Source organism: Streptomyces neyagawaensis (genome assembly GCF_023516595.1).
GTDB classification, from domain to species: domain Bacteria; phylum Actinomycetota; class Actinomycetes; order Streptomycetales; family Streptomycetaceae; genus Streptomyces; species Streptomyces neyagawaensis.
In genome coordinates, this window is the sequence record NZ_JAMGBG010000172.1 from 24,977 (window position 1) to 51,016 (window position 26,040).

Here is a 26,040-nt window from a genome sequence, read left to right on the forward strand (position 1 = left end):
GTGAGGCTTGGACGGACTGACGACAGTCCGGTGCGGCCGGAGGCACCGGCTGTCCGTCGAGGGCACGACACAGAGCGGCGTGCAGATGCTCGGCCTCGACGAGGGTGAGGGCCCACTCGGTGTGCCGCTCTTCGAGTCGACCCTCACGGCCGCACGCATGGCGGAGCCGTACCCCGAACTCCTGTCAGCCAGTTCCCACATGCTGGCTGGTCGGCCGGCGCCCGGGGTGACAGATCGCCGGAGGCTCACCGGGTGTTCCGAATGAGTGAGGCCACGGGACGACAGCGGCGTGGTGGAGGGGGCTCGGGGGACAGGCCGGATAAGCGTCTGGCATGACGACAGCTCCGCCGCGCAGACGTTCCGCCGTCCTCTCCTTGGCCGCCGCCGTGCTACTGGCCGCACCGACCGCGATGGCAGCCACGCCCCCAGCCACCTCTCCGGACGCCCTCTTCGCCTCGGAGACCCCGCTTCGTGGGCACCCCTCTCCCCCTGCCGACACCAGTCGGCAGGTGAAGCGGTTCAAGCACCAACTCGCCGGATCCGGCTACGTCTCGCAGTCAGGAACCGAGGCCGTCTTCGACCTGAACCGCAGGTACTGCGAAGGCGTCCTCTTCAGCGGCATGTGGCCCAACCCCCAGTCCCCCTACATCATCACCAACATGCCCGAGGTCCCGGGCCAGGCACCCAATACCAACCCGCCCGTGTCGTGGCGCCTCCGGCAGGACGAGGCCATCGTCCTGATCGGCACGACGCCACCGCCCGTGGAGTACTTCTCCTTCGACCTCACCAACATCAAGGGCTCCCTGCACACCGGCCCGGTCGTGTGGACCTCCGTGGGCGACCCGACCAACAACAAGACCGTGCGCACGACCGGCCGGGAACCGTACAACCGGCCGTTCGCCCTGGTGATCACCGGTAACGGCCGCACCCGGGACGAGGTGGACAGGATGCTGCACGCCTCGGGGCTGGGCGGCGAGACCAACCACATGACGATCCCGCCGGCCCTTTACCGGCTCGGCCTCGACCAGGATGCCGACCAGTTCCTGCTCGGCATCCGCACAGCCGTCCCCGAGCCCGGCTTCGAGAAGGCACTCGACGACTACCGTGCCACTCCGCCCGTCCAGGTCCTGCGGGTGCGGCCGCAGAGCAGCTCCGGAGACGAGACGAAGCCGGTGTACGCGCCCGATCCGCTGCCCGTCCCCAAGCTGCGCGTCTCCGGGACCGGGGCCACCGAACTCAACCTCAACCCCACCCTGCAACTGCTACGCCGGCGGATCATCGACGCCTACCCGGGCTATGAGGCGCACGACGACGTGGTCGAGCGTGGCTTTGAGGAGTCGTACCCGGGGTTGCAGAACAACCTGGCGATCGATCCGCCCACCACTGGCGTGGGCGCGCTGTCCAACGATGCCGACGACCCGATCTCCCGTAACTTCTCCCTGCCGGACGGCTCCTTCGTGGTCACCTACGGCACGAACCACGTGGCCACCGGGCAGGCGAGCTACTCCAGCGTCACGCTCAACGCCGACGCCCACGCAGCCGTGGCCCTGTCCGCAAAGAACAACCGCGACCTGCTGGGCAGCGCACGCGACTTCATCCCCGACCAGCCGGACGCAGACAAGCTCTACGCCTGGTCCTTCAGCCGCGCCGGTGACAGCGGCCCCTCCGGTCCGCACGTCACCGCACTCCCACCCACCAGCACAGACTTCTGCGCGCAGTACGGCACCGACCGGCCCGTCGACACGAGCACGCTCCGCGTCGTGGCCCGCGCCTACATGCAACCCGAAACCCTCACCCGCCCCGCCCTCTCCTCACTCCTCCTCGACCGGCTGCTCATCTTCACCCCGAAGAAGTAGGGCACCGACAGGCGAGCAGCGGTGCCCAACCAGGGCTTCCCGCCGTTCCTGCCTTGTCTGAACGCACGCTCCACTCCATCGGAGCGAGTGCGGCGGGCACCGTCCTTCGCGGTGAACCGCGGCCGGCCGAGGAGACGTCGCTGGTCAGGGCAACCCATATACGGCCGGCCGCGGAGTCGGGCGGGGAGAGGATCAGCCCAGGCGCTCCACCAGGGCCTGGTACTCGTCCCACAGTTCCTTCGGCGTGTGGTCACCGAAGGTGTTGAGGTGGTCGGGGACGAGCGACGCCTCCTCCCGCCACACCTCCTTGTCGACGGTCAGCAGGAAGTCCAGGTCGGAGGAGGACAGGTCCAGTCCGGCCGTGTCCAGGGCGGACGCCGTCGGCAGGATGCCGATCGGGGTCTCCACACCCTCCGCCTTGCCGTCCAGCCGCTCCACGATCCACTTCAGGACGCGACTGTTCTCGCCGAAGCCCGGCCAGACGAACTTGCCCTGGTCGTCCTTGCGGAACCAGTTGACGTAGTAGATCTTCGGCAGCTTCGACTGGTCCTTGTCCTTGGCCACGTCGATCCAGTGGGCCATGTAGTCGCCCATGTTGTAGCCGCAGAACGGCAGCATCGCGAACGGGTCGCGGCGCAGCTCGCCGACCTTGCCCTCGGCCGCCGCCGTCTTCTCGGACGCCACGTTCGCGCCGAGGAAGACACCGTGGTTCCAGTCGAAGGACTCCGTCACCAGCGGTACGGCCGTGGCGCGGCGCCCACCGAAGAGGATCGCCGAGATCGGCACGCCCTTGGGGTCCTCCCACTCGGGCGCGATGATCGGGCACTGCGACGCGGGCACCGTGAAGCGGGCGTTGGGGTGGGCGGCCGGGGTCTCGGACGCCGGCGTCCACTCGTTGCCCTTCCAGTCCGTGAGGTGCTCCGGGGTCTCCTCCGTCATCCCCTCCCACCAGATGTCGCCGTCGTCGGTCAGCGCGACGTTGGTGAAGACCGAGTTGCCCCAGAGCGTCTTCATCGCGTTGGCGTTGGTGTGCTCACCGGTGCCGGGGGCGACGCCGAAGAACCCGGCCTCGGGGTTGATCGCGTAGAGCCGGCCGTCCTCGCCGAAGCGCATCCACGCGATGTCGTCGCCGATCGTCTCGACCGTCCAGCCGGATATCGTCGGCTCCAGCATCGCGAGGTTCGTCTTGCCGCACGCCGACGGGAACGCCGCCGCCACGTACTTCGACTCTCCGTGCGGCGGCGTGAGCTTGAGGATCAGCATGTGCTCCGCGAGCCAGCCCTCGTCGCGGGCCATGACGGAGGCGATGCGCAGGGCGTAGCACTTCTTGCCCAGCAGCGCGTTGCCGCCGTAGCCGGAGCCGTACGACCAGATCTCGCGGCTCTCGGGGAAGTGGGAGATGTACTTGGTGCTGTTGCAGGGCCAGGGGACGTCCTCCTGGCCGGGCTCCAGCGGGGCGCCGAGGGTGTGCACGGCCTTCACGAAGAAGCCCTCGGAGCCCAGCTCGTCCAGGACCGGCTGCCCCATGCGCGTCATCGTGCGCATGGAGACGGCGACGTACGCGGAGTCCGTGATCTCGACGCCGATCGCGGAGAGCGGCGAGCCGAGGGGGCCCATGCAGAACGGGACGACGTACATCGTCCGGCCGCGCATCGAGCCGCGGAACAGGCCCTTCTCGCCCTGGAAGATGTCCCGCATCTCGGCGGGGGCCTTCCAGTGGTTGGTCGGACCCGCGTCCTCCTCCTTCTCCGAGCAGATGAACGTACGGTCCTCGACCCGGGCGACATCGGTCGGGTCGGAGGCCGCGTAGTAGGAGTTCGGGCGCTTGATGGCGTCGAGTTTTCGGAAGGTGCCCTTCTCGACGAGCTCCTCGCACAGGCGCTCGTACTCGGCCTCGGATCCGTCACACCAGACCACGTTGTCCGGCTGGGTCAGTTCGGCGATCTCGTTCACCCAGGAGATCAGTTCTCGGTGGGTGGTGGGGACGGTTGACGGGGGAGCCGCGATGTCGCGCGCCACGATTGCTCCTAAATGAGGGGTTTTTTGTTGGAGGCCCCGTGGGGGCTGCGGCCCGGATGCTTCACGGGTTGGATCTTTGGGCGCTCATCCGGTGCCGACCGCACTCATTTGATCATCCGACGAGAGTGCCCATATGTCCAGAGGGCCTCACACCTGAGCACCGTGAGTATCGCCACTCATCCGTTCCGTTGCCGGAGGTTTCCGTGGGTCACCACTGCTTCACCGTGGGTATCCGGGAATTCACTCAGGCATCCCCGATCCGACGTTCGCGTGAGAGGATGGCCACTTCCGGCCGTTCGAACGGCCCGCACCGTCCCGCAAGTTACGGTTCCGTAGGTACCATGCCGGACATGACTGCGTCCGTCCCCGACGCGCACACGGAGACGCCGGCCGATCGCCGCCGTCCGGACGCGCGTTCCTTGCCGCACCAGATCGCCCACCAGATCAGTCACCAGATCTCGGACGAACTCCACGAGATAAAGCCCAAGCTGCGCGGCTGGCTGCACCTCGGTATGTTCCCGGCCGTACTCGTCGCCGGCCTGGTGCTCACCGCGCTCGCGGACTCGACCCGGGGGCGCATCGCCTGCGGTATCTACGTACTCACCGCCTGCCTGCTGTTCGGCGTGAGCGCGCTGTACCACCGGGGCAACTGGAGCCCCCGTATGGACGGCATCCTGCGCCGGCTCGACCACGCGAACATCTTCCTGATCATCGCGGGTACGTACACGCCCCTGACCATGCTGCTCCTGCCCGAGACCAAGGGGCAGTGGCTGCTGTGGGGCATCTGGGGCGCGGCGCTCGCGGGCATCGTCTTCCGGGTCTTCTGGGTCGGCGCCCCGCGCTGGCTCTACACGCCCTGCTACATCGCGATGGGCTGGGCCGCGGTCTTCTTCCTGCCCGACTTCATGCGGACCGGCGGCATCGCCGTCCTGGTCCTCGTGGTGGTCGGCGGGCTCCTCTACAGCGCCGGCGGCGTGATCTACGGCATCAAGAAGCCGAATCCCTCCCCGAGGTGGTTCGGCTTCCACGAGGTCTTCCACTCGCTGACGCTCGCCGCGTTCGTGGTGCACTACGTCGGTATCTCGCTGGTGGCGTACCAGCACGCGTAGCGGTTCGGACGAACCGGTACGCGGAGCGGATCGGGTTGCGTCCGCTCCGCTCCTTGACGGCCACGGCTTCCCGCCGTGGCCGTTTGTCCTTCCCGTGGGGCGGGCCGGCGGGGGCGGCGCGAGGGCCTGGGGAGGCGGGCTGCGGGGGCGGGCGGGGGCGGTCCGCGGGCATGGTGGCGCCGGAGGCCGATGGCCGAGAATGAGCCGCATGAGCCCCGCACGCACGTCTCCCCCCACCGACGGCCCCCAGCTGGGACTCCGTGAGCGGAAAAAGATCAAGACCCGGACGGCGATCCGCGACGCCACCTACGCGTTGATCAAGGAACACGGCTACGACGCCACCACGATCGAGCAGATCGCGGACCGCGCCGAGGTCTCGCCGTCCACGGTCTTCCGCTACTTCCCCACCAAGGAGGACATCGTCGTCACCGACGAGTACGACCCGGTCCTCCTGGCGGAACTCGCCGGGCGGCCGGTGGACGAGCCGTGGGTCGACTCGCTGCGGCACGTCACGAAGAAGGCCCTCGGCTTCGGGCTGGAGCGGGAGCCGGAGATCACCCGGCTGCGGGCCCGTCTGATGGCCACCGTCCCCGCCGTACGGAGCCGCATGGTGGAGAGCATGGCCGTCACCGGCCGGCGGATCGCCGAGGCCGTCTCCGCGCGCACCGGCCTCGACCGGGACAGCCTGGAGGTGCGGGTCTTCACGATGTCCCTCGTCGGCGGACTCGCGGAGATCACCCTCTACTGGGCCGAGAACGACTTCCGCGACGACCCCGCCGACCTCGTCGACCGTGCCCTGGCCGTCCTGGAACACGGCCTCGCTCCCGGAAAACCCTGAGGTCACCCGCCCTCCGCCATGCCATCCTGACCAGGTGAACGGTCCCGAGATCCACGTCGAAGTCGCTCCCGAGCTGGCCCTGTTCGTGCCGCACCATCGCCGCGGCGGCGCGACCGCCCTCGCCACGGACGGAGTCTCCACGCTCGGCCATGTCGTCGAGTCGCTGGGCGTCCCGCTGACGGAGGTCGGGACGCTGGTCGTGGACGGCCGCGAGGTGCCGGTGTCGCATGTGCCGGCGGCCGGCGAGTCCGTGACCGTACGCCCGGTCGAGCGCCCCCAACGCGTACCGGGCGCCCCGCTCCGCTTCCTCCTGGACGTCCACCTCGGCACGCTCGCGCGGCGGCTCCGGCTGCTCGGCGTCGACACGGCGTACGAGTCGACCGACATCGGCGACCCGGCGCTCGCCACGCGGTCCGCCGCCGAGCGGCGTGTGATGCTCAGCCGCGACCGGGGGCTGCTGCGGCGGCGTGAGCTGTGGGCGGGGGCGTACATCTACAGCACACAGCCGGACGAGCAACTGAGCGACGTACTGGACCGTTTCGCGCCGGAGCTGCGGCCGTGGACCCGCTGCACCGCCTGCAACGGACTGCTGAGGCCGGCCACGAAGGAAGAGGTCGCCGACCGCCTGGAGCACGGCACGCGGCGGTCGTACGACGTGTTCGCGCAGTGCGGCGACTGCGGACGGGCGTACTGGAAGGGCGCGCACCACGAGCAGCTGGAGGCGATCGTGCGGGAGGCGTTGAGGACGCGCACCCAGGCGGGTTAGTACGGCAGCCGATCACGCGGCGGTGGCGCCCGTGCCGGGCCGTCGGCGGGTGCGTGCCGTCGGTGGTGTCAGTGGTGGAGGACCATCTCCTTCGCCCGGCGGTACTCCTCGTCGGTGATGTCGCCCTTGGCCCGGATCTCGGAGAGCTTGGCGAGTTGCTCCGCCTCGTCGGCGGGGCCGGCGGTGCCGACGGTCTCGCGTACGTACTGGTCCGTCTCCCGCAGCTTGGCCCGGACGTGGTCCTGTTCACGCCGGCCCATGTCCTTGCCCCGGGCGATGACGTAGACGAAGACGCCCAGGAACGGCAGGACGAGCGCGAAGAGCAGCCAGCCCGCCTTGGCCCAGCCGCTCAGCCCGTCGTCCCGGAAGATGTCGACGACCACGCGGAACAGCAGGAAGAACCACATGACCCACAGGAAGATCCACAGGATCGTCCAGAAGGCCCCCAGGAGGGGGTAGTCGTAGGCCAGGTTCACGGTGCTTTCCATGGTTTCTCCTGTCGTGTGTGTACGCCTTCGGGAGGGCCGGCGTCAGGCGGGGGCCGGCCCTCGGCGTCACGCGGGGGTGGGTGCCGACCGGCCGTCGGCGGATGGGCGTCGCTCCGGCCCGGAGGCCGCCGCGAGTATGCCGAGGATGATCAGTACGAGGACGACGATGCCGAGGATGAGGGCCACGGCCCCGGGGGTGGGGTAGTTCCACAGCACCAGGGCGAGCGCGCCGCCGCCGATGGCGATACCGGTGGTCCACTTGACGTGGGCGGCCAGCCAGCGGCCGGTCTCGCCGGTGCGCAGACCCTGGCGCGCCATGGCCCGCCCGGTGGCGCCGGTCGCCTTCGCCGCCGTCTCTCTGACCCACCGGGCAGGGCGCGAGGGTCCGTACAGGTACGCGGCCAGCGCCGTGATCACCGCGATGACCAGGACCGTGACCGTGCTGTTCTTGAGGAAGCGGATGAAGGTGTCGTAGATGTCGGCTGCGGCGTTCTTCGGCAGGACGCTCGACGGGACGGAGTCCAGATAGACCGACCGCATCACGGCGAGGCCGACGAGCAGCACGATCATCATGATCCCGATGCCGATCGCCGTCGCCATCAGCGCCACGCGGTGCCTGGGCGCGCTCCATATGGCGAGCGCCGACAGGACGAGCACCAGGACGGGGAGCCAGGTGCCGACGATGTCCAGCAGGCGCATGGCGTCCTGGGCCTCGTTCAGTTTGTCGGTCTTCAACAAGGTGACCTTCTTGTCGACGTCAGGGATCTTCGACGCCTGATCGAAACCCGCATTCACCAGCTCTTTCTTGACCTCCTCGATGAGGGTGCCGATATTCAGGTCGATGCTGTCGGTGCCGGCCTGGATCGCGCTGTCGCCCTCGCCGGTGAGGACCTTGACCACGGCGGCGTGGGCCCGGCGGTTGGCGTTGTCCCACACCTCGGAGAACTGGTCGCTCGTCACCACCCTGTTCACGACGGAGTGCACGGCCGAGCTGAGCGCGCTCTTCAGCGGCCCGGTGAGCGCATCGGCGCCCTGGACCACCTGGGGCGGCGCCCCTTCCTTCTGCAGGGTCCGTCCGATGGCGTCGGTGAAGGCGGCGACGTCGACGCTGTCGACCACGCGCTTGGTGAGCCGGTCGGTCACGGTGTTCTGGACGGAGGGCTTCGTCGCGATGGGGGCGACGGTCTGGACGTAACGGTCGGTGTCCGACACCTCGGAGTCCACCCAGGCGGCGACCACGGCGAGCGGCGCCAACAGGAAGGCCACGAGCAGCAGTACGGAGGTGACCGCGTACCGCAGACGCCGGTGGCGGCCGTGGGCGGCCTTGCGCAGCCGTTCGTACTCGTCGCGTTCCGTAGCACTCAACGGAGGTTCGCCGACCGGACGGCCGGCACCTTCGGAAGCAGATGAAGAGCCACCGGAAGCAGCCATGGAACTCCCCTTGGCGGACGGGCACTCGGCTGAGTGCAGGGCAGGGGCAGGGGTACGGCAGGTGAGGGGGTCGTGGTGTCGGCTGTCGGCGGCTTCGTCGTCGCCGGCGGTTGTCGCGGCGGGCCGAGTCAGCCGGCTTGGCGGTGGCGGGCCGGGTGCGTTCGGCCGGGCGAGCAGGTGGGGGGCTGGCGAGCCGGTCGGGGGGCGGGCTGGGCGAGCGGGTCGGCGAGCCGGTCGGGGGCGGTGCCTCAGGCCTCTTCCAGGGCCTTGCCGAACTCGCGCAGCATCCGGCTGTGATGGCTGTGGGCGAGTTGGTGTCCGACGGCCAGGACCAGCGCCACCGGCCACTCGATGATCTCGCACGCCGCCAGGACGCCTACGCCTGCCAGGAAGGCGAGTTGGTCGGGTGGGAGCAGTTCGATACGGGCACCGAACACGTCGAGTGTCACGGCGTAGTGGGTGACAGCGTGTTCCGCCGCCCCGCTCGGTGTCGCCGCATCCATGTCCGGGGTGCTGCGGGGCAGGGGGCTGGCCTCCTGTGGGGTGACGGTTGACGCGGTCATGGTTGCCGTCCGATCCATCGTCGATCACGACCCATCGGCGATGTGTCTTGGCAGGTATCTCCGGACTTGACCACTTTAGCCAGGCTGGTCGGGTGACGCATGGCGAGTGCCGTCTGCGCTGTGCGGGTGCGCTCCGCCGCAGGTCACGCCGCCGAAGGGGACCGATATGCGGATCCTGGCGGTGGGTGGTGCACTGGATGAGGGCGCGGTGGTGTCGGAGGGGAAGCGACAGGGACACGCCGGGAACGCCGGACGCGGTGGGTGTGCCGGGGCGCGTGAGGGCATCCGGAGGCGGCGTGACGGGGGCGTCATCGCACCCCGGGCTTGCCCGCCCCACCCTCCTCCCGAGCCCCAGCGCCTCCCGGTGCTCTCGCCGTCCCCCCGCCGACCCGCCCTCCCGGCCCTGCCCAACCCATCTCGAGTTCGGCGGCACAACCACTACGCGATGCGGGGGGCAAGCAGTACTCGGATCGGATCGCGATCGTCCGGATCAGGAGGAGTTGCCGTGAGCAGCGAAAGCGACGTATTCGACGACATCGGTCCCGTTGACTACCTGGTGGTCGAATACCCGGGCGGACGCCCCACGGGAGAGGCCCTGCCGTACCTCGTCGACCTGGTCGACCGTGGGCTGATCCGCATCCTCGACCTCGTCTTCCTCCGCAAGGGCGAGGACGGTTCCGTGGCGGCGGTCGACATCGTCGAGCTGAGCCGGGAGATGGACACGGGCCTCACGGTGTTCGAGGGCGCGACGTCGGGACTGCTCGGTCAGGACGACATCGAAGAGGCCGGGCAGGCGATCGGGGCCGGCAGCACGGCCGCGATCCTGATGTACGAGAACCGCTGGGCCGCGCCCTTCGCCCGAGCACTGCGGCGCAACGGCGCCCGGCTGGTGGCCGTCGGAAGGATCCCCGTCCAAGAGCTCGTCGCGGCGCTGGACTCGGTGGAGGCCGACGCAGAGGCCGGGGCCGGGACCGGGGCCGGCACCGGTTCGTGACAGTACGCAGAGCACAGCCAGGAGGTGCCGATCATGCCAGGTCTCATTCGCGGCGTAGCCCGCACCGCCGTCGTCGCGGGCACGGCGACGGCGGTGTCGAACCGCGTGTCCCGCCGTCAGGCGGGCCGGTGGGCTCAGCAGGACGCCCAGGAGTACGCGCCGCAGTCAGCCCCCGCTCCGTACGCGGCACAGGAGGCTCCACCACCCGCGACTCAGTCCTCGGTGCTGTCCTCGGCGGACAAGATCGACCAGTTGAAGGAGCTGGGTGAGCTGAAGGCGCAAGGGGTGCTGACCGAGGAGGAGTTCCAAGAGCAGAAGCGCGCCGTTCTCAGCGGGTGACGACCAGTCATGGACGGACTTCAGATTCTTCCGCTCGCCATCACCATGATGGTCGGGCCGCAGATCATCTCGGCCATCATCTTCGTGACCACGCCCAGAGCGATACAGGTGTCCCTGGGGTTCCTGGCCGGCATCACCCTCGCGACGACGGCCGGCGTGGCCATCATGATGGGCCTCGCGGCCGCTCTCGACAACGTCGTCGACTTCGGTGACTCCTCCGACAACGGCTCCGTCGGTCACATCATCCAATACGTGCTGGTGGCGCTTCTGGCAGCGGCCGCGCTGAAGAACTGGATCAAGCGCGAGAGCGTCGAACCGCCCAAGTGGCTCGGCACGTTGATGAACGCGGACCCGCGCAAGGCGTTCAAGGTCGGGCTGATGGTCATCCTGGTGATGCCCTCCGACCTCGTGATCATGATGACCGTGGGGGTCAACCTGATCCACTCCGACGCGTCGTTCGTCGCGGCGCTGCCGTTCATCGGCTTGACCATCCTCGTCGCGGCGCTACCGCTGCTGATCCGGATGCTGTTCGGCCATCACGCGGAAGCGGCCATGCCCAAGATCCGCGACTGGACGAACACGCACAGCTGGCTTGTGAACATCATCGTGTGCGTGGTCTTCATCATCCTGATCCTCGCTTGACACCGGTGAACCACGCTCAAGTGACAGGGAGACACACCATGGCTCAGACGACACATACACGCCGGTCCCCGTCCCGGTCCCACCAGCGCTCCGCGTCATGGGCCGGCGGGCTGGTGGCGTTCGGCGCGGTCATGCTGATGATCGGAGGCACCCTCGATGTGCTGCGCGGCATCGTGGCCATCGCCGACGACGACATCATCGTCAACACCCCGAACTACGTGTTCAAGTTCGACACCACCGGGTGGGGCTGGATCCATCTGCTGCTCGGCGCCCTGGCCGTGATGACCGGCGCCAGCCTCTTCAACGGCCGGACCTGGGCCCGTGCCGTCGGAGTCCTGCTCGCGGGCCTGCTCCTGATCACCAGCTTCCTGACCATCCCGTACTACCCGGTCTGGTCGCTGGTCCTGATCGCGGTCTACGGCTTCATCATCTGGGCCCTGTGCACGGTGCAGCCGCGGGAGAGGTGAGGGGCCGGGGGCGTCAGACGCTCACTTCCGTCTTCAACAACCAGGGGCTGCCGCCCCCGCCGTGGTGTCTGTTCCCCGTGTCATCATCCTCGCGTGCTGAAGATTCCCGGGTATGAGGAGGGGCCGCTCGTCGCGGGTGTCGGGTACCTCGACGATCCGTTGTTCTGGCCCGTCCACCTGGGTGCCGGTCTGCGTGGTGACGATGCCCAGCGTGCCGCGTTCGGGGCCGACTGGGACGCGGCCATGGAGTTGTACCGCCTGCTGTCCGCCGAGCATGAGTGGCCGGTGTTCGGCGTGCCTCTGCGATCCGGGCACACCGTTCATGTCGTCTACCGCAACGTCGAGGACGACTACGGGGTGGACTACCTGATACATCATCCGGCCTGGTCCCGAGCGGAGACCCTTGCCGTGGTCGACGGTCATTTCATGGGACCCGGCATGGCTTGGCCGGAGTTGCTGTTCGCTGCCCGGCAGCCGGCGGCGGAGGGGATCACGGACCCCGACGCACGTCTCCTGCTGCTCTTTCCGACACTCGGCGATGCTCTCCTTCCCGACGACGCGGTTCCTGTCCTCACCGCCGCTCTCGCCGCTCTCACCCTGATCGAGGACCCCGCCGACGTGGCCGCCATGCTCCTCGAGAACCAGGGGCTGTGGGCGCCTGCTCACTGGAGGTCGGTGGACGGCGCCCGGATCAACGACGGGGCGCACTCCCACCGAAACCCCGACAACGCCTTCGCGCTGCCCGAGAGTCGCCTTCTGGAGATCAGCAGCGGACTGAATGGTCGCGCAGGTTGATGCCCGCAGCGGGCATCGCCTTGTAGAGGTGCTGGATTCCCGCGATCACGTCCGGACCGGCCGGGCTCGCACCGCGCGGCCCCGCCCCGCAGCGTGCGTCATGTCGGGCCCCCGGCCCCCTCCCGTGCGCCGCGTACGGTGTGGACCCTCCGGGGTGAACAGGTACGGGCGGTGCGGGGCAAAACGGCTGCCCCGCGAGGGAAATCGCGGGACACTACGGGACATCCGCACCGAACCCCGAAATGAGGTGAGCCGGGGGTGCGTACACCCGTAAGTGACCCCATGAAGATCGGCCCGTACAAGATAGTGGGCCGGCTCGGCTCCGGAGGGATGGGCTGGGTCTATCTCGGCCGGTCGCCCGCCGGCCGCGAGGTCGCGGTCAAGGTCGCCCGACCGGAACTCGCCGCCGAACCCGAGTTCCGTGAACGTTTCGCGCGGGAGGTCGCCGCCGCCCGCGTGGTCAGCGGCGCGTACACCGCCGCCGTCGTCGACGCGGACCCCGACGCCGAACTGCCCTGGCTGGCCACCCTGTACGTCCCCGGCCCCTCCCTCGCCGAGGCGGTCCGCGCGGACGGGCCCCTCCCCGAGGCCCAGGTGCGCTCCCTCGGCGCCGGACTCGTCGAGGCACTCCAGGCCATCCACGCCGCCAAGGTCGTCCACCGCGACCTCAAGCCCGCGAACGTGTTGCTGGCGAGCGACGGCCCCCGCGTCATCGACTTCGGCATCTCCCGCGTGGACGGTGCCCCCGGGCTGACCCGTGTCGGCGTCGTCGTCGGCACGCCGCCGTTCATGTCGCCGGAGCAGATACGCGGCGCCGCGGTCGGCCCGCCGAGCGATGTCTTCTCCCTGGGCGGCGTCCTCGTGTACGCGCTCACCGGGCGTCCCCCGCACGGCGGCGGCGAAGGGGTGCGGGTCGAGGTCATACGCGGGAAGCCGCAGCTCGACGGTGTGCCGGAGGGGCTGCGGCCCCTCATCACGCGCTGCCTGGCCAAGCGGCCCGAACAGCGCCCGCAACTCGCGGAGATCCTGTCGGAGCTGGTCATGGAGCAGCCCACGGTGGCCGCCTGGCCGCCGCCCCAGGTCGCCCGGACCATCGAGGTGCGGTACGAGGAGCTGAAGGAACGTCACCTTCGGCGTACCACCAGTGAGTCCGTGCCCTCCTGTCTGCTGCTGCACGCCCAGGCACTGCTCGACGCCGGGCTGACCGATGCGATGGTCGCCGAGGCGGTGGTCCGTGACGGTGCCTGACTCCTACCCGAACCGTGACTCCTACCCCGGCCCCGGCCGTGACTCCTACCCCGGCCCCGGCCGGGATTCGTACCCGGGCCCCGGCCGTGACTCGTACCCCGGCCGTGACTCCTACTCCGGTCGTGAGTCGTATGCGGGGCGCGCCGAGATCTACGACCTCGGGACGCACTGGCGGCAACTCGTGCAGAACTGGGTGGCGCGGCGGAATTACCACACGGTCCACGACACCGTGTCCGTCTCCCTGCAATTCGATCTCCGTGAGGCGGGGCGGACGGTCACGGTCAGATTCATGACGACCAAGAAACTCCTCGTCGCGTTCGCCACGGACGGGAATTTCCTGCGGCAGGACCAACTCGCCATCGCCGCCGCCGCTTCGAACGCGTGGAATACCGAGCAATTGAACCCCATGCTGTCCGTGTGGGACGTACGGGGGCCGCGTCCGTGCCTCGCCGGGGTCTGTGATCTTCCGCTGACCTGTCGTATCACCCAGGCCGACTTCGATGCTTTGGCCAACGATTGGGTGGAACGGGCGCGGCAGATGTTCAGTCGTTGTCACCAGGTGTTCAAGTTGTAGAAGTGAAACGCAAGGCGATCGACAATTGCCGGAAGTCGCCCGGTGGAATTCTCCAAACCCTTCCGGCCACCCTGTTCCCTGCTCCAGTATGGGACGGGTCTTTCAGGGGCCGCGGGGGCGTGCCTTTCAGGCCACGGGGGGTTGGTGCGATGGGTGCCGTCAGGCGTTTGTCCTCTCTGGGCGTCCTCATGGGGTTGTCGATCGCTCTGGTGCCGGTGATGTCACCGGCCGCCGCGGCCGACCCCTGCGGCGACAGCTTCGGTGAGCAGGTGACGTGCGGGTCGGCGGTGATCTCCAAGGGCGCCGTCGTCATCACGCTCGAAGGCCCGCTGAAGTTCGAAAAGCTCAGCCAACAGGAGCATGAGAGCCTCAAGAAGCTGTACGAGGACACCAACCCGCTGGTCGTGCAGGTACCCGAGGGCATATCGACCGGCGAGGGCGGCACCGCCCTGCTCCTCATGGCCGAAGGCCGTCTCGTCCATCCCGATGCCACTGTCGACCCGCTGCGGTCACAAGCGCGGGACGAGCTGAGGAACGCCGGGGTCTGTCGCGACGACAACGATCTGTGCGAAACCGTCAAGAACAAGCTCACCGGCAAGCAGTTCATCGACAAGGGGCTCGCCGTCGACCCCGCGACCCACGCCTTCACCGTCGAGCGCGTGACCACCGACCCGAACACCACCTCTGGCAACCCCACCGACAAGGACAGCAAGAACGGCAGGGGCGACGACCACAAGGGCGGCAAGGACAACACCGCGCAGGCCGGCGGTGGGGGCACCGAGGCCGCCGGGGACAGTACCTCCTGGGCCGCCCTCTGGATGGGACTCCTGCTCGTGCTGCTGCTTCTCGCCTTCGCCGTCGTGATCCGCCGCTCCCGGGGCCCCGTCGCCGTCGGGCATCGCACGGCCTCCGGGCGGCTCGCCGCGATGCCACCCGGAGGTGGCGCGCGCCGCCGTGAGCCGCGGCCCGCCGACGGGCGCTCGCCCACCCATGGCGCCGCCCGCGGTGGCGACGGACGCGCCCCCACCCAGGCCGCACACGACGGCGACGAGAGCACCACCCGGCTGCGCGTCGCGCCCACCGCGCGCCACGGACGTCAGGTGAGCGCCCGCCCCACCCACACCCGTACCGCCATCGTCCGCACCGAACTCCACCCCCAGGGCTACGTCGAACTCGACCGGGTGCTCTACCGGGCGGTGTGGGCCGAGGCGGGGCGGCCGCCGCCCGCGCCCGGCGGGCTCGTCGACGTCGCCGAGGCACCCGAACGCGACTCCGACGTCCTGTACGCCTTCCCGCCCGCCGCCGCCCGCCACGCCAAGGGCACCCCCCGCTAGGGCCCGACACTCCCGGCCCCGAGCCCCACACCCACGCCTCACCCGCACGCGTACCGCGTACGAAACGGAAACATCAGGGGGACCAGCGATGCACAGCGAATACCCGCCCACCCTGCCGGCGGAGTACGCCGACATCGAGTTCGAGAACAACGCCCAGCGCATGCCGCTCGTGCTGTGCCTCGACACATCCAGTTCCATGGCGGGCGCCCCGATCCAGGCGCTGAACAACGCGCTCGCCGAATGGACCCGCGAACTCCACGACGACGTCAGCCTCAGCTACAGCGTGGAGGTCGCCGTCGTCACCTTCGGCGGCCAGGGCGTCGGCGCCTGGCGCGGGCCCCAACTCCTCGACCCGCGCACCCGCATGAGCCCCTTCATCCCCGCGCACGCCTTCCAGGCACCGCAGTTGACGGCCGCCGGGGTCACCCTGATGACGGAGGCGCTGGAGCTGTCCATGCACATCGTCGCGGCCCGCAAGGCGGAGCTGCGGGCGTCCGGACTCCAGTACTACCGGCCGCAGATCTGCCTCGTCACGGACGGGCTGCCCACCGACCCGACCGGTCACCTCACCGACTCCTGGCAACGGCTGATACCCGTCCTCGCCGAGGAGCAGCGGTCCCGCCGGTTCCGGCTGTACGCCATCGGGGTGGGCGGCATCACGGACCGCGGGGAGCAGGTGCTGCAGGCGTTCGCCCCCAAGTTCAACGCGCGGTTGCAGGGATTCCCCTTCCGGGAGCTGCTCCAGATGATGTCCGCCAGCGCCAACGCCGAGCAGAAGGGGGCGGGGGACGAGGTGTTCGAGAAGATCTTCAGCCAGTTCAAGACGCAGCGCCCGGCCTGGGAGGCGTGACGTGACCGTCCCGTCGTGGCGCATCCACGGGCTCAGCGTCGAGGGGTACCGGCACCGGCGGCAGGGCCTGCCCTGCCAGGACGCCTGCGGCTGGGTCGTCACCTCCGCCGTCGCCGTCCTCGCCGTCGCCGACGGCGCCGGGAGCCGGCCACGCTCGGAGGAGGGCTCCCGGCTGGCGGTGAAACTGGCCGCCGAGCACTTCGCGCGGCGGGCCGGCGCGGCCGTGGAGGTGCAGCCCGGCGAGGCCGTGCACGAGCTGCTGCGGGACGCGTTGCAGGACGTCAGCGACGACTTCCTGGACCGTACGGGCAGTGACGCGCCCGACTTCGCCACCACCCTCACCGTGGTGGTGCTGGCGCCCGGCTGGCTGGGGTACCTGACCGTCGGGGACGGGTTCGTCGTCGCACGGGCCGGGACCGAGGACGGGGAGCGGCAGTTCCATCTGCTGCCGCAGGCGGCGGCGGTCAGCGAGTACAGCAACGAGACGGTGTTCCTGACCTCGCCGGACGCGGCGCGCTGGACGCACACCGAGTGCCTCTCCGACGACGGGATCGACGGGGTGCTGCTCTCCACGGACGGCCTCGCGCAGGCCATGCTCAACCGGACGGCGAGCGGCGCCCAGTCCCCGAACACGTCCTTCGCCGACGCCGTCTTCCGCTCCCTCGACACCGCGCCGGACGACGCCGACGGCAAGCTCGCCGCGCTCCTGCGCTCCGACCGCCTCACCGCCCTGAACGCCGACGACAAAACCCTGCTGCGAGCCGTCCGCACGAGCCGCGGATGACAGCGGAATCGGGCCGGCCCCGGCGGGCCGGCGGCCCGGACAACCACCCACGGCGGTCCGGTCGGTCGGCGTCGGCGCGGCTCGCGGGCCGGGCGGCGCCGGGGCCGCGGCCGACGCCGGTCCGCCCCAGAGAGCACTCGGAGGTACGGCCATGAGCGGCCGCAGGGTCTTCCTCGACGGCAAGGCGGTCACGCTCGCCGAGCAGCCCCTCAAAGGGGGCGGGCAGGCGGCCGTGTTCCCCGTGGAGGGCGACGCGGGGATCGTCGTCAAGATCTACCGGGATCCGCCGGGCCCCGACCAGGAGCGGCGGCTGGCCCGCATGCTCACCATGTCCCCGCTGGCCGCCCGCCCCACCGACGCCAACCAGCCGCCCGAGCTGGCCTGGCCGACGGCCATGGCACGCGGCACGAACGGCGAGTTCCTCGGGTACGCGATGCGCCGCTTCGGCGAACCCCAGCATGTGCAGCTCGTCGGCCTGTTCACCCGCGTCCAGCGGCTGAAGCTGTTCCCGGACCGGGCCGACTGGCGGTTCCTGCTCGGCGTCGCCTGGAACCTCGCGTTCATGACGGCCCGCATGCACTACGACAACCTCGTCATCGGCGACTTCTCCAGCAGCAACGTCGTCGTCGACGGCAACGGCTTCGTCACCTTCCTCGACTGCGACTCCATCGCCTTCACCGACCCGGCCACCGGCGAGTTGTTCCCCTGCCTGATGCACACCACCGACTACTCGGCCCCCGAGCGGCAGGCCGGCGGCCCCGCCACCCGGCAGAGCGACGACTTCGCCCTCGCCGTCCTCGTCTACCAGCTGCTCACCGCGGGCAACCACCCCTTCGGCGGCGTCCCCCACGAGAGCGCCTCCGAGTCGACCGTCAAGGACAACATCGCCGCGAGCATCTCCTACGTCGTCCGCCCCGAAATGGTCATCATCCCGCGCGGCACCGTCGACCCCTCCGTGCTGCCGCCCGAACTCCTCACCCTCGCCAGGACCGCCTTCGGCCCCGGCGTCCAGACCCCCACAGCCCGGCCCCCGGCCGAGGCATGGCTGCGCGCCCTCGACAAGGAGCGCGGGCAGGTGCGCTCGTGCACGGTACGGCCCCTGCACACGTACGGCTCCCATCTGCCGACCTGCCCCTGGTGTACCCGGGCCTCCGTGACCGGGCACGACGTGTTCAACGGGCCCCGGCCGGCCCAGGTCCTGGGAACGCCGCCCCCGCCGGACCAGACCCCGTCCCCGTACGCCGGCCTGAAGGTGCTGGGCGTGGTGATCGCGGTGATCCTGCTGATCGTGATCCTCACGAACATCGGCTGAGCGCTCAGCCCGAGCGGTCCTCCAGGTACCGGGTGTGCGACTCCTGCCGCCGGGCCTCCGTGTCGCGCAGGGCCGCCGCGAGCCGCTCCAACTCGGCGTGCAGCAGGGTCAGCTGGCGTTCCAGATGGCGCTCGGGGGGCTCCGTGCCCGGCGTCAGACGGGTCCACCAGCGGGTGCGGACGTAGGTGTCGACGGCCTCGGGTACGTCCTGCCGTACCGCCCGGGACAGCGTGTGGACGCCCTCGGGGTCCTGGCCGAGGATCTCTCCGACCCAGCCGGGGTCGAGGAGCGCCGTCAGCAGCTCCGTCAGCTCGGTGAGGCGCCCGGCGGCCGCGGGCGGCAGTTCGACGCCGGCGAGGTAGTCGCCCAGCCGGGCGAAGTCGGCGCGGACCTCGTCGAGCTGGGCGGACGGGTCCGGGAAGTCCGGCACCGGCGGGCGCTCCGGTGGGGCGAGCAGCGCGCCCGCGCCGTACAACCCGGCGACCACGACCGGCCAGTACGGGCCCGCGAGGCCCGCGAAGGTCAGTCCGAGCCCCGCCACCCCGAGGGCGCTGCCGGTGAGGTTCTTGCGGGACTCGACGTACGCCATGAACCTACTGGTAGCCACGGATCTCCTCGAAGGCGCCGTCCAGCGAGCCCTGCTGGGCGTCGAAGAGGCGGCCGCCGGTCAGGTCGGCGATGTGCTCCAGTTCGTCCTTGTCGGAGTCGCCGAAGAGGATCGGGAAGACGGGGACGCGCCGCTCGGCGGCGGACAGCCCCTGGTAGAAGGCGTCGAAGTCCGCGGGGCTCGCGCCCTCGGTGTTCTCGCCGTCCGTCATCAGCACGATCGAGGTGAACGTGTCCCGGTCGGCGGCGCCGAGATGCTCGTACGCCTTGCGCAGCGAGGTGTAGATGGCGGTGTCGCCGGAGGCGGAGAGCCCGCGGGTGTCGGCGCGGATGCCGTCGAGGTCCGCCTTCGGGTCCGACGGCCGGACCACATGGGTCCGCACGCTCTTGACCCCCGACCCGAACGGCATCAGCGTGACCTCCTCCCGGTCCCGGAAGTCCCCGGTCAGCTCGGTGAGGGCCTCCTTCAGCCGGTCCAGGCGGTCGCCCTCCATGGAGCCCGACGTGTCGAGGACGTACACGGTCCTCGACGGGCGGCGCAGCTCGTTCTCGTACGCGTCGAGGAGTCCGTCGGCGACGGAACGGCTGCCGGGGAAGGGGAGTTCACGGCGCCGGGTGGTGTCGAGGCCGGCGGCGGGGCGGACCGAGGGGACGACCGGGCGGCGCAGGGTCCTCTCGGTGATCAGCCGCTGGGTGTCCGGGGCGCGCAGGGCGTCGGTGAGGCGGCGTACGTCGTCGCGGACGTCCTTGCCGGTCGACGCGAGGGACGAGAGCGGGTAGTCGGCGGTGACGACCCCGTCGCGCGGGCGGATCACCGTCAGGTCCTTCCGCGCCTTCAGTACCGACTCGTAGTTGAGCAGCGCGTCGACGTCACCGCGCCGGTCGTACGCCGACGCCAGCCAGCCCGACGAGCCCGACGTCAGCTTCTGCCCCTGGAAGAACTCCTTCAGCCGGGGCGTCGCCCGCGCCACGTCCGCGTCGGTGAGCGCGGACTGCGCGTCGGAGAGCCCGGAGGCCACCGAGACGAGCGTGGAGAAACCGGAGTTGGAGCGGGCCGGGTCCGTCATGCCGTACGTGAGGTCGCCGTCCGCGACGGCCTTCTCGATGTCCGACCAGGAGACGCGGTCCGGCTTCCAGCCCAGCTTCCGCGCGGTCGCGTCCTTCACACCGATCGCCACCGGGCTGGACATCACCGGCGTCTCGGACACGACCTGCTGCGCCGCGTCCGGGCGCAGCCGCAGATAGTCGTTGGACGACAGCCAGACGGCGTCGTACACGCCCTTTGCCCGCCCCTCGGCGAGCAGTTCGACGGCGTCCAGGGTGCCCATGTAGGTGGGCCGCACCCGGAGGCCCGTGTCCTTCTCGACGCGCTCCAGCACCGGCTTCATGTCGGCGAGTTCGCTGGAGGCGAGGACGCGCAGGGTGCCGGGGATGTAGGTGTTCGGGTCGGAAGGGGTGCCGGTGGCGGTCGTGCATCCGGCCGCCGAGAGGGCCAGCGCGAGGGCCGCGGCCGTGCCGCGGGAGACCGAGAGGGTCCGTCTCATACGAGGCCACCCCCTTCGAGGGCGCCCTGCGCGCGGCTGCGCTCCAAGTAGCGTCCGGCGTACTGGAGTTCGGCCGTCAGGGACTCCACCGTCGCGGCCATGGTCTCCGTCGCCTGCGCCTTGTACGTGTCGATGGTGTCGAGGGTGCGGTAGATCTGCTGGAAGGCCGAGCGGAGCGTCTCCGCGCCGACGGCCGGGTCGGCGGCGATGCGCTGGATCTCGCCGCTCTGGGTGGCGAGCATCTCGGCGTTGCCGCGGATGAGGTCCTCGGTGGTGCCGCGCAACGCGTTGACCTGGTCGACGACCTTGCGCTGCGTGTCGAGGGCGGAGGCCAGCATCACGGAGATGCGCAGCGCCGAGACCGTGGTCGTGGCGGCCCGGTCGACGCCCTTGATCAGTTCCTCGTTGTTGCGGCGGACGACGTCCATGGCCAGATAGCCCTGGGCGCAGACGGCCAGCTGGGTGAGCAGATCCTGGTGCTTCTGCCGGACGGGGAAGAGGACGTCGGCGCGCAGGGTGTCGGCCTGCTGCGGGTCGGCGGCGACGATGTGCGCCTCGATGGCCGTGTCCAGGGCCTCGGTGAGGACCACGTACTCCTGGAGCTTGCCCATGGTCTCCCACAGGCGGACCCGCTCCGTCTGCAACGCGGCGCTGTCCCGGCGCAGTTCGTCCTGCCCGCCGCGCAGCGACCCCACGATGCGGTTCAGGGTGCCCTGCGCGGTGGCGTACTTGGCGACGTGGTCCCGCAGCCGGTTGCCGCCCGGCAGCCGGGACAGGAACTTGCGGCCCTTGCCGGCGGGCAGGTCCCGCGGGTCCAGGTCCTCGACCACGCGCCGCAGTTCGACGAGCGAGCCGGCGACCTGCGACTGGGCGTCCCCGCCCTTGTCGGGCAGGCTGCGGACGGTGCGCTCCAGCATGCGGTTGGACTGTGCGGCGGCGGTACGCATCTCGCCCGCGCCGAGCGCCGCGATCTCCCCGACCTTCCCCGCGAACTCCGGCGACCGGGCGTCGAGCGCGGCCAGCGAGCGGACGTACTCCTCGGCCTTCCTGGCCATGTCCGACCGTACGGACTCCTCGACCGGTACCAGGCCGCCGGCCTTCTCCCGGGGCACGGCCGCGACCGGCTCGGGCGGGGTGAGGGTGAAGCTGTCTTCCGTTGTCATGAGTGGTGTTCCCCCGTGGTTCAGCGGCCCCGCGCCCGGCGCGCCATCTCGTGCAGCACCTCTGAGGTGGGCACGGGCGCCTGCCGGACGGTGAGCCGAGGCGTCAGATATGTGGTGAGGCCGGCCGTCGCCGCCGTGAACTCCTTCGCCGAGCCCTGCGGCCGGAACCCGTGCCGGGCCGCCAGGCGGCGCAACTCAGGGTCCGTGCCGAGCAGTTCACCGAGGGCGCGGCCCTCGTCGGTGACGGGCACGACGGTGTGGTCACTGTTGACGGTGGTGTCCGGGTAGAGGACGACCAGGTCGTCGACCTTCTGGCCGTCGGCGAGCAGGGCGGCGACCTGGGACTCGTAGACGAGGACGAGGGGGTTGCCGACTCCGCTGACGAAGTCGCGGAACGCCGCGTCGCTGCTCGGCTGCTGGGCGCCCTGGACGCTGATCAGCTCGTGCAGGAGGGGCGCGGTCCTCTTGATGTCCGCCTCGCTCGCGACGACCCGTCCGTCATTGGCGACGTTGGAGGCCGCGGCGAGATAGAGGGCCCCCGAGCTGGAACTGGTCGGGTCGGTCGTGGCGATGTAGAGAAGCCCCGACAACTCGCCGTACTTGTCGGCCCCCTTGAGCTGCTGCCAGGTGCGGCCGGCCTCGGCCGCCTTCAGGTGGGCGTCCATGTCGAGGACACCGCGGTCGTTGTCCAGCGTGGCCAGCCCGTTCCGGCTCAAGACCTCGGCGGCGCCCCGGTGGGCGACCACGACGAGGGGCGAGTAGAAGGGGCGGGGCAGCGGTTCGCGTACCCGGTACTTCTCGGCCAGTTCGTCGGCGGGGGCCTTGCTGGAGGGGAAGGCGAAGTCGTACCCCTTCAGGTCCAGCCCGTCCATGGCCCAGGAGCCCGATGTCTCCGTCTTCACGGTGTAGCCCTCGGCGGCCAGGGCCTTCACCACCTCCGGGTCGGCGAAGAACTCCGCCTTCTCCGACCCGATCACTCCTCGCACGGTCTTCGTTGCCGTGCTCGTGTCCCCGGTGTCCCGGCCCGCCACGACGGCTGCCACCACGCCGCCGATCAGCAGGACCGCGAGGACGATCCCTGCGATGCGTCTCACACCGGGGAGCGTGCTCCCGGAACCCAACGTTCCCGGGCGGGGCGGATGAACACGGGGTGAAGCCGCCGTCCCGGAACACAACCGGAACGGACACCGCCGCTCCGGGGGAAGGGGGGCGGCTACGAGGGGAGGGGGAGCCGGGCGTGGCGTGCGCCCGCGTCTCACGGACCCGTCCCGGGGGCCCACCCTCGGGGGCGGGGGCCGGGGCTGCGTGGCGGAGGCGGCGCGGTGTTCGGTGTCGGGCTGGGGCCGCGAGGCGAGGCAGTAGCGGTCTGGGGGCCAGGGCTGGGGCTGGGGCTGGGGCCGCGTGGCGGGTCGGCCATGGTGTTCGTGTCGGGCTGGGGCCGCGAGGCGAGGCGGTAGCGGTCTGGGGACCAGGGCCGGGGCCGGGGCTGCGTGGCGGGGCGGTCGCGGTGTTCGGTGTCGTGCCGGGAGCCGGGCGTGGCGTGCGCCCGCGTCTCACGGGCCCGTCCCGGGGGGCACCCTCCGGGGCCCGTCCCGGGGGGCCACCCTCGGGGGCGGGGGCGGAGGCGGAGGCGGCGCGGTGTTCGGCGTCGTGCCGGGGGCCGCGAGGTGAGGCGGCCATGGTGTTCGGCGTCGTGCCGGGGGCCGCGAGGTGAGGCGGCCATGGTGTTCGGCGTCGGGCTGGGGCCGCATGGTGGAGCGGTCGTGGTTCTGGGGGCCGGGCCGGGGGCCGCGTGGCGGGGCGGTCGCAGGGTGGGGCCGGAGGATTGTGGCGCCCGGTCCGCGCGTCGCTGCGGGTGCACGCGGACCGGGGCCGTCCGGGGGAGCCGGGGCTCGGGGTGAGCCCCCGGCTCGGGGGTGTGCCGGGCCCTACGTCAGTAGGCGGCCAGCTCGCGGTCGGCGAGGGGCTCGGCGGAGGTGCGGGCATCGACGCGCTCGGCGGCGGCGTGGGCGTCCATGCGCTCGGCGGCCAGGATCGCGGCCGCGGTGTCGGCGCGGGAGGCGGCGACGACGAGGGCGCGCCCCGCGAGGGCGTGGGCGCGCCGGTGGAGCCCGGCGGCATCCCGGTCGTGCCCACCGGCCGGCGCGGAGGAGCGGACGGGCGGAAGGCCGCCGCGCAGCCGGGCCACCTGCTCGGACAGTCGCTCGGCGGCCGTGTCGAGGTCGGCGGCGGGGGTGAGCGCGCGGAGCTCGTCGGTCGTCGCGAGCAGGGCGGCCAGATGGCCGGCGAGCTGGATGTCCAGCTCCTCCTCGCGTGAACGGTGGGGGTAGTCGGGCGAGGTCGTCGCGGCCATCGTGTGGACCGACTTGGTGCGGATCGGCTCGTACATGGGATGGCCTCCAAGCTCGCTCTCGGAGAACCAGCCTACATTAGATTCCGTCTAAAGTTGAGCGACGTCCGGAAGCCTTCCGGGGGAGTGCGTCACGGCTGGCCGTAGCCGTCCAGGAAGTTCCCGATCCGGGTGATCGCCGACCTCAGATCGGCCACGGTCGGCAGGGTCACCACACGGAAGTGATCCGGCTCGGGCCAGTTGAAGCCGGTGCCCTGGACGACCATGATCTTCTCCTGGCGGAGCAGGTCGAGGACCATCCGCCGGTCGTCCTTGATCTTGAAGACATCGGGGTCGAGCCGCGGGAACAGATACAGCGCCCCCTTCGGCTTCACGCACGACACCCCGGGGATCTGCGTCAGCAGTTCGTAGGCGACGTCCCGCTGCTCCTTCAGGCGCCCGCCGGGCAGCACCAGATCGTTGATCGTCTGGCGTCCGCTGAGCGCGGCGACCACGCCGTGCTGGCCCGGCATGTTGGCGCACAGCCGCATGTTCGCCAGGATCGTCAGGCCCTCGATGTAGGAGTCGGCGTGCGCGCGCGGGCCGGAGATCGACATCCATCCGACGCGGTAGCCCGCGACCCGGTACGCCTTCGACATGCCGTTGAAGGTCAGCGTCAGCAGATCCGGGGCCACCGCGGCGGTCGGGATGTGCGTGGCGCCGTCGTAGAGGATCTTGTCGTAGATCTCGTCCGAGCAGACGAGGAGGTTGTGGCGGCGCGCGATGTCCGTCAGCCCCCGGATCATCGCCTCGTCGTACACCGCGCCCGTCGGGTTGTTGGGGTTGATGATGACGATCGCCTTGGTGCGGTCGGTGACCTTGCGCTCGATGTCCGCGAGGTCCGGCATCCAGTCGGACTGCTCGTCGCAGCGGTAGTGCACCGCCGTGCCGCCGGACAGCGAGACCGCCGCCGTCCACAGCGGATAGTCCGGGGCCGGTACGAGCACCTCGTCGCCGTCGTCCAGCAGGCCCTGCATCGCCATGACGATCAGCTCGGAGACACCGTTGCCGATGAAGACGTGCTCGACGTCCGTCTCGATACCGAGGGTCTGGTTGTGCATGACGACCGCCCGGCGCGCCGCCAGGAGGCCCTTCGCGTCGCCGTAGCCATGGGCGGACGACACATTGCGGAGGATGTCCTCCAGGATCTCCGGCGGGCACTCGAAGCCGAAGGCGGCCGGATTGCCCGTGTTCAGCTTGAGGATGCGGTGACCGGCAGCCTCCAGCCGCATCGCCTCCTCGAGCACCGGGCCCCGGATCTCGTAACAGACGTTGGCGAGCTTGGTCGACTGGATCACCTGCATGTCCGTGAGCTTACGACCCGGTAACGGCTCGTGGGTCGTGTTTTCCACCACGTGAGACCCGTCGCTATACGCCGAAATGTTCCTCCGCTGTCCCTCGGCGCCACTCCTCCCTAGAATCCGCCCCCAGGTCCGGCCGCCCCCCACACGGTTCCAGGCCACATGAGATGAAGAGAAGAAAAAGCGGTGAATGGGGCGAATCGGGTGAACGGGGCGAACGGTGTGAACGATGTGGATCGGGACGGTGAGGCCGCCCAGGAGCCGCCGAACGTGTACCACCCGCTCGGCGACCCCTCCACGGTGCCCGCCTACGACGGCTTGCCCGACCCCGCCGCCGCCCACGGCTGGCAGAACGCCTACGACGACACCGTGCAGCTGGACGAGCTGGTGCTCGACGACCTCCGGGGGACCCCCGACGGAACCGGCACCCCGCCCGCCATGGGCGCGGCCGGGGCCGCGGCTCCGACCGGTCCGGCTGACGGGTCGTACGGGGCCGACGCCCACGGGCACGCCGACCCCTACGCGCCGGACGGGTCGTACCCCCTCGGCGGCGTGGACCCCGGCGGACGTCGCGCCCGGCCGTCCGGCGGCCGGCGGGCCACGCTCGGCCGCCGCCGCGCCCGGCGGC

Annotated in this window: 25 protein-coding genes and 1 pseudogene; 16 read left to right on the forward strand and 10 right to left on the reverse strand. The window is 70.6% G+C overall.

Annotation, left to right across the window (positions count from 1 at the left end):
• Positions 1 to 332: 332 nt before the first annotated feature.
• The gene (locus M8J73_RS40985) at positions 333 to 1,856 is read left to right on the forward strand and encodes a hypothetical protein (protein WP_157873144.1); all 1,524 of its coding nucleotides are present in this window, start codon (positions 333 to 335) and stop codon (positions 1,854 to 1,856) included.
• A 192-nt stretch (positions 1,857 to 2,048) separates the two neighbouring features.
• On the opposite strand, the gene M8J73_RS40990 is transcribed toward M8J73_RS40985, so the two are convergent.
• The gene (locus M8J73_RS40990) at positions 2,049 to 3,875 is read right to left on the reverse strand and encodes a phosphoenolpyruvate carboxykinase (GTP) (RefSeq protein WP_055542424.1); all 1,827 of its coding nucleotides are present in this window, start codon (positions 3,873 to 3,875) and stop codon (positions 2,049 to 2,051) included.
• 350 nt (positions 3,876 to 4,225) lie between these two features.
• Here M8J73_RS40990 and trhA point away from each other — a divergent pair, with 350 nt between their 5' ends.
• From trhA to M8J73_RS41005, 3 genes are all read left to right on the forward strand, one after another.
• Complete coding sequence (gene trhA / locus M8J73_RS40995) at positions 4,226 to 4,984, forward strand: PAQR family membrane homeostasis protein TrhA (protein ID WP_055542425.1); 759 nt, start codon at positions 4,226 to 4,228, stop codon at positions 4,982 to 4,984.
• Positions 4,985 to 5,192: 208 nt separating this feature from the next.
• Positions 5,193 to 5,822 (forward strand): TetR/AcrR family transcriptional regulator, encoded by a 630-nt coding sequence (locus tag M8J73_RS41000; protein ID WP_107424075.1) that lies wholly within the window; start codon positions 5,193 to 5,195, stop codon positions 5,820 to 5,822.
• 34 nt (positions 5,823 to 5,856) lie between these two features.
• Positions 5,857 to 6,588 carry a Mut7-C RNAse domain-containing protein gene (locus tag M8J73_RS41005; RefSeq protein ID WP_055541187.1) on the forward strand — a complete coding sequence of 244 codons (732 nt, stop codon included), beginning with the start codon at positions 5,857 to 5,859 and terminating at the stop codon, positions 6,586 to 6,588.
• Positions 6,589 to 6,656: 68 nt separating this feature from the next.
• Here M8J73_RS41005 and M8J73_RS41010 read toward each other — a convergent pair whose 3' ends face one another.
• The 3 genes from M8J73_RS41010 to M8J73_RS41020 all read right to left on the reverse strand — a co-directional run bounded on the left by M8J73_RS41010 (position 6,657) and on the right by M8J73_RS41020 (position 9,070).
• Complete coding sequence (locus M8J73_RS41010) at positions 6,657 to 7,076, reverse strand: SHOCT domain-containing protein (RefSeq protein ID WP_055541188.1); 420 nt, start codon at positions 7,074 to 7,076, stop codon at positions 6,657 to 6,659.
• 66 nt (positions 7,077 to 7,142) lie between these two features.
• Entirely contained in the window at positions 7,143 to 8,441 is a 1,299-nt protein-coding gene (locus M8J73_RS41015) for a hypothetical protein (RefSeq protein WP_107424076.1), read from the reverse strand.
• 314 nt (positions 8,442 to 8,755) lie between these two features.
• Positions 8,756 to 9,070, reverse strand: coding sequence for a hypothetical protein (locus tag M8J73_RS41020; RefSeq protein WP_249829778.1), 315 nt, complete (start codon positions 9,068 to 9,070; stop codon positions 8,756 to 8,758).
• A 505-nt stretch (positions 9,071 to 9,575) separates the two neighbouring features.
• Between M8J73_RS41020 and M8J73_RS41025 the strand changes: the two genes are divergently transcribed.
• The 11 genes from M8J73_RS41025 to M8J73_RS41075 all read left to right on the forward strand — a co-directional run bounded on the left by M8J73_RS41025 (position 9,576) and on the right by M8J73_RS41075 (position 18,409).
• Positions 9,576 to 10,064 (forward strand): DUF6325 family protein, encoded by a 489-nt coding sequence (locus tag M8J73_RS41025; RefSeq protein WP_240501154.1) that lies wholly within the window; start codon positions 9,576 to 9,578, stop codon positions 10,062 to 10,064.
• A 33-nt stretch (positions 10,065 to 10,097) separates the two neighbouring features.
• Complete coding sequence (locus M8J73_RS41030) at positions 10,098 to 10,403, forward strand: SHOCT domain-containing protein (RefSeq protein WP_055538074.1); 306 nt, start codon at positions 10,098 to 10,100, stop codon at positions 10,401 to 10,403.
• 9 nt (positions 10,404 to 10,412) lie between these two features.
• Positions 10,413 to 11,045, forward strand: a complete 633-nt coding sequence (locus M8J73_RS41035; RefSeq protein ID WP_055538073.1) for a GAP family protein — start codon at positions 10,413 to 10,415, stop codon at positions 11,043 to 11,045.
• Between the two features lie 38 nt (positions 11,046 to 11,083).
• Positions 11,084 to 11,512 (forward strand): DUF7144 family membrane protein, encoded by a 429-nt coding sequence (locus tag M8J73_RS41040; protein ID WP_055538072.1) that lies wholly within the window; start codon positions 11,084 to 11,086, stop codon positions 11,510 to 11,512.
• A gap of 93 nt (positions 11,513 to 11,605) precedes the next feature.
• Positions 11,606 to 12,307 carry a hypothetical protein gene (locus tag M8J73_RS41045; protein WP_055538071.1) on the forward strand — a complete coding sequence of 234 codons (702 nt, stop codon included), beginning with the start codon at positions 11,606 to 11,608 and terminating at the stop codon, positions 12,305 to 12,307.
• A 258-nt stretch (positions 12,308 to 12,565) separates the two neighbouring features.
• Entirely contained in the window at positions 12,566 to 13,555 is a 990-nt protein-coding gene (locus M8J73_RS41050) for a serine/threonine-protein kinase (RefSeq protein ID WP_055538070.1), read from the forward strand.
• Entirely contained in the window at positions 13,542 to 14,129 is a 588-nt protein-coding gene (locus M8J73_RS41055; RefSeq protein WP_206187806.1) for a hypothetical protein, read from the forward strand. Before M8J73_RS41050 ends, M8J73_RS41055 begins: the two co-directional genes overlap by 14 nt.
• A 167-nt stretch (positions 14,130 to 14,296) precedes the next feature.
• Positions 14,297 to 15,463 (forward strand): hypothetical protein, encoded by a 1,167-nt coding sequence (locus M8J73_RS41060; RefSeq protein ID WP_249829779.1) that lies wholly within the window; start codon positions 14,297 to 14,299, stop codon positions 15,461 to 15,463.
• 88 nt (positions 15,464 to 15,551) lie between these two features.
• Entirely contained in the window at positions 15,552 to 16,313 is a 762-nt protein-coding gene (locus M8J73_RS41065; protein WP_099967231.1) for a vWA domain-containing protein, read from the forward strand.
• 1 nt (position 16,314) lies between these two features.
• On the forward strand, positions 16,315 to 17,097 hold the full coding sequence (locus M8J73_RS41070; RefSeq protein WP_249829780.1) for a PP2C family serine/threonine-protein phosphatase: 783 nt from the start codon (positions 16,315 to 16,317) through the stop codon (positions 17,095 to 17,097).
• A 151-nt stretch (positions 17,098 to 17,248) separates the two neighbouring features.
• On the forward strand, positions 17,249 to 18,409 hold the full coding sequence (locus M8J73_RS41075) for a hypothetical protein (RefSeq protein WP_055540380.1): 1,161 nt from the start codon (positions 17,249 to 17,251) through the stop codon (positions 18,407 to 18,409).
• Positions 18,410 to 18,413: 4 nt separating this feature from the next.
• On the opposite strand, the gene M8J73_RS41080 is transcribed toward M8J73_RS41075, so the two are convergent.
• The 6 genes from M8J73_RS41080 to M8J73_RS41105 form a co-directional block, all read right to left on the reverse strand.
• Positions 18,414 to 18,998 (reverse strand): hypothetical protein, encoded by a 585-nt coding sequence (locus tag M8J73_RS41080; protein ID WP_055540381.1) that lies wholly within the window; start codon positions 18,996 to 18,998, stop codon positions 18,414 to 18,416.
• A gap of 4 nt (positions 18,999 to 19,002) precedes the next feature.
• Positions 19,003 to 20,559 carry a substrate-binding and vWA domain-containing protein gene (locus M8J73_RS41085; RefSeq protein WP_079055006.1) on the reverse strand — a complete coding sequence of 519 codons (1,557 nt, stop codon included), beginning with the start codon at positions 20,557 to 20,559 and terminating at the stop codon, positions 19,003 to 19,005.
• Entirely contained in the window at positions 20,556 to 21,722 is a 1,167-nt protein-coding gene (locus M8J73_RS41090; RefSeq protein ID WP_055540382.1) for a toxic anion resistance protein, read from the reverse strand. Before M8J73_RS41090 ends, M8J73_RS41085 begins: the two co-directional genes overlap by 4 nt.
• 20 nt (positions 21,723 to 21,742) lie before the next feature.
• Complete coding sequence (locus M8J73_RS41095) at positions 21,743 to 22,816, reverse strand: substrate-binding domain-containing protein (RefSeq protein ID WP_249829781.1); 1,074 nt, start codon at positions 22,814 to 22,816, stop codon at positions 21,743 to 21,745.
• 839 nt (positions 22,817 to 23,655) lie between these two features.
• Positions 23,656 to 24,111: an SCO4983 family protein gene (locus tag M8J73_RS41100; RefSeq protein WP_249829782.1), complete on the reverse strand. Its 456-nt coding sequence runs from the start codon at positions 24,109 to 24,111 to the stop codon at positions 23,656 to 23,658.
• Between the two features lie 92 nt (positions 24,112 to 24,203).
• Positions 24,204 to 25,415: a pyridoxal phosphate-dependent aminotransferase gene (locus M8J73_RS41105; protein WP_249829783.1), complete on the reverse strand. Its 1,212-nt coding sequence runs from the start codon at positions 25,413 to 25,415 to the stop codon at positions 24,204 to 24,206.
• 219 nt (positions 25,416 to 25,634) lie between these two features.
• Between M8J73_RS41105 and M8J73_RS41110 the strand changes: the two are divergent.
• Positions 25,635 to 26,040, forward strand: a pseudogene (locus M8J73_RS41110) (hypothetical protein); the annotation flags it as partial.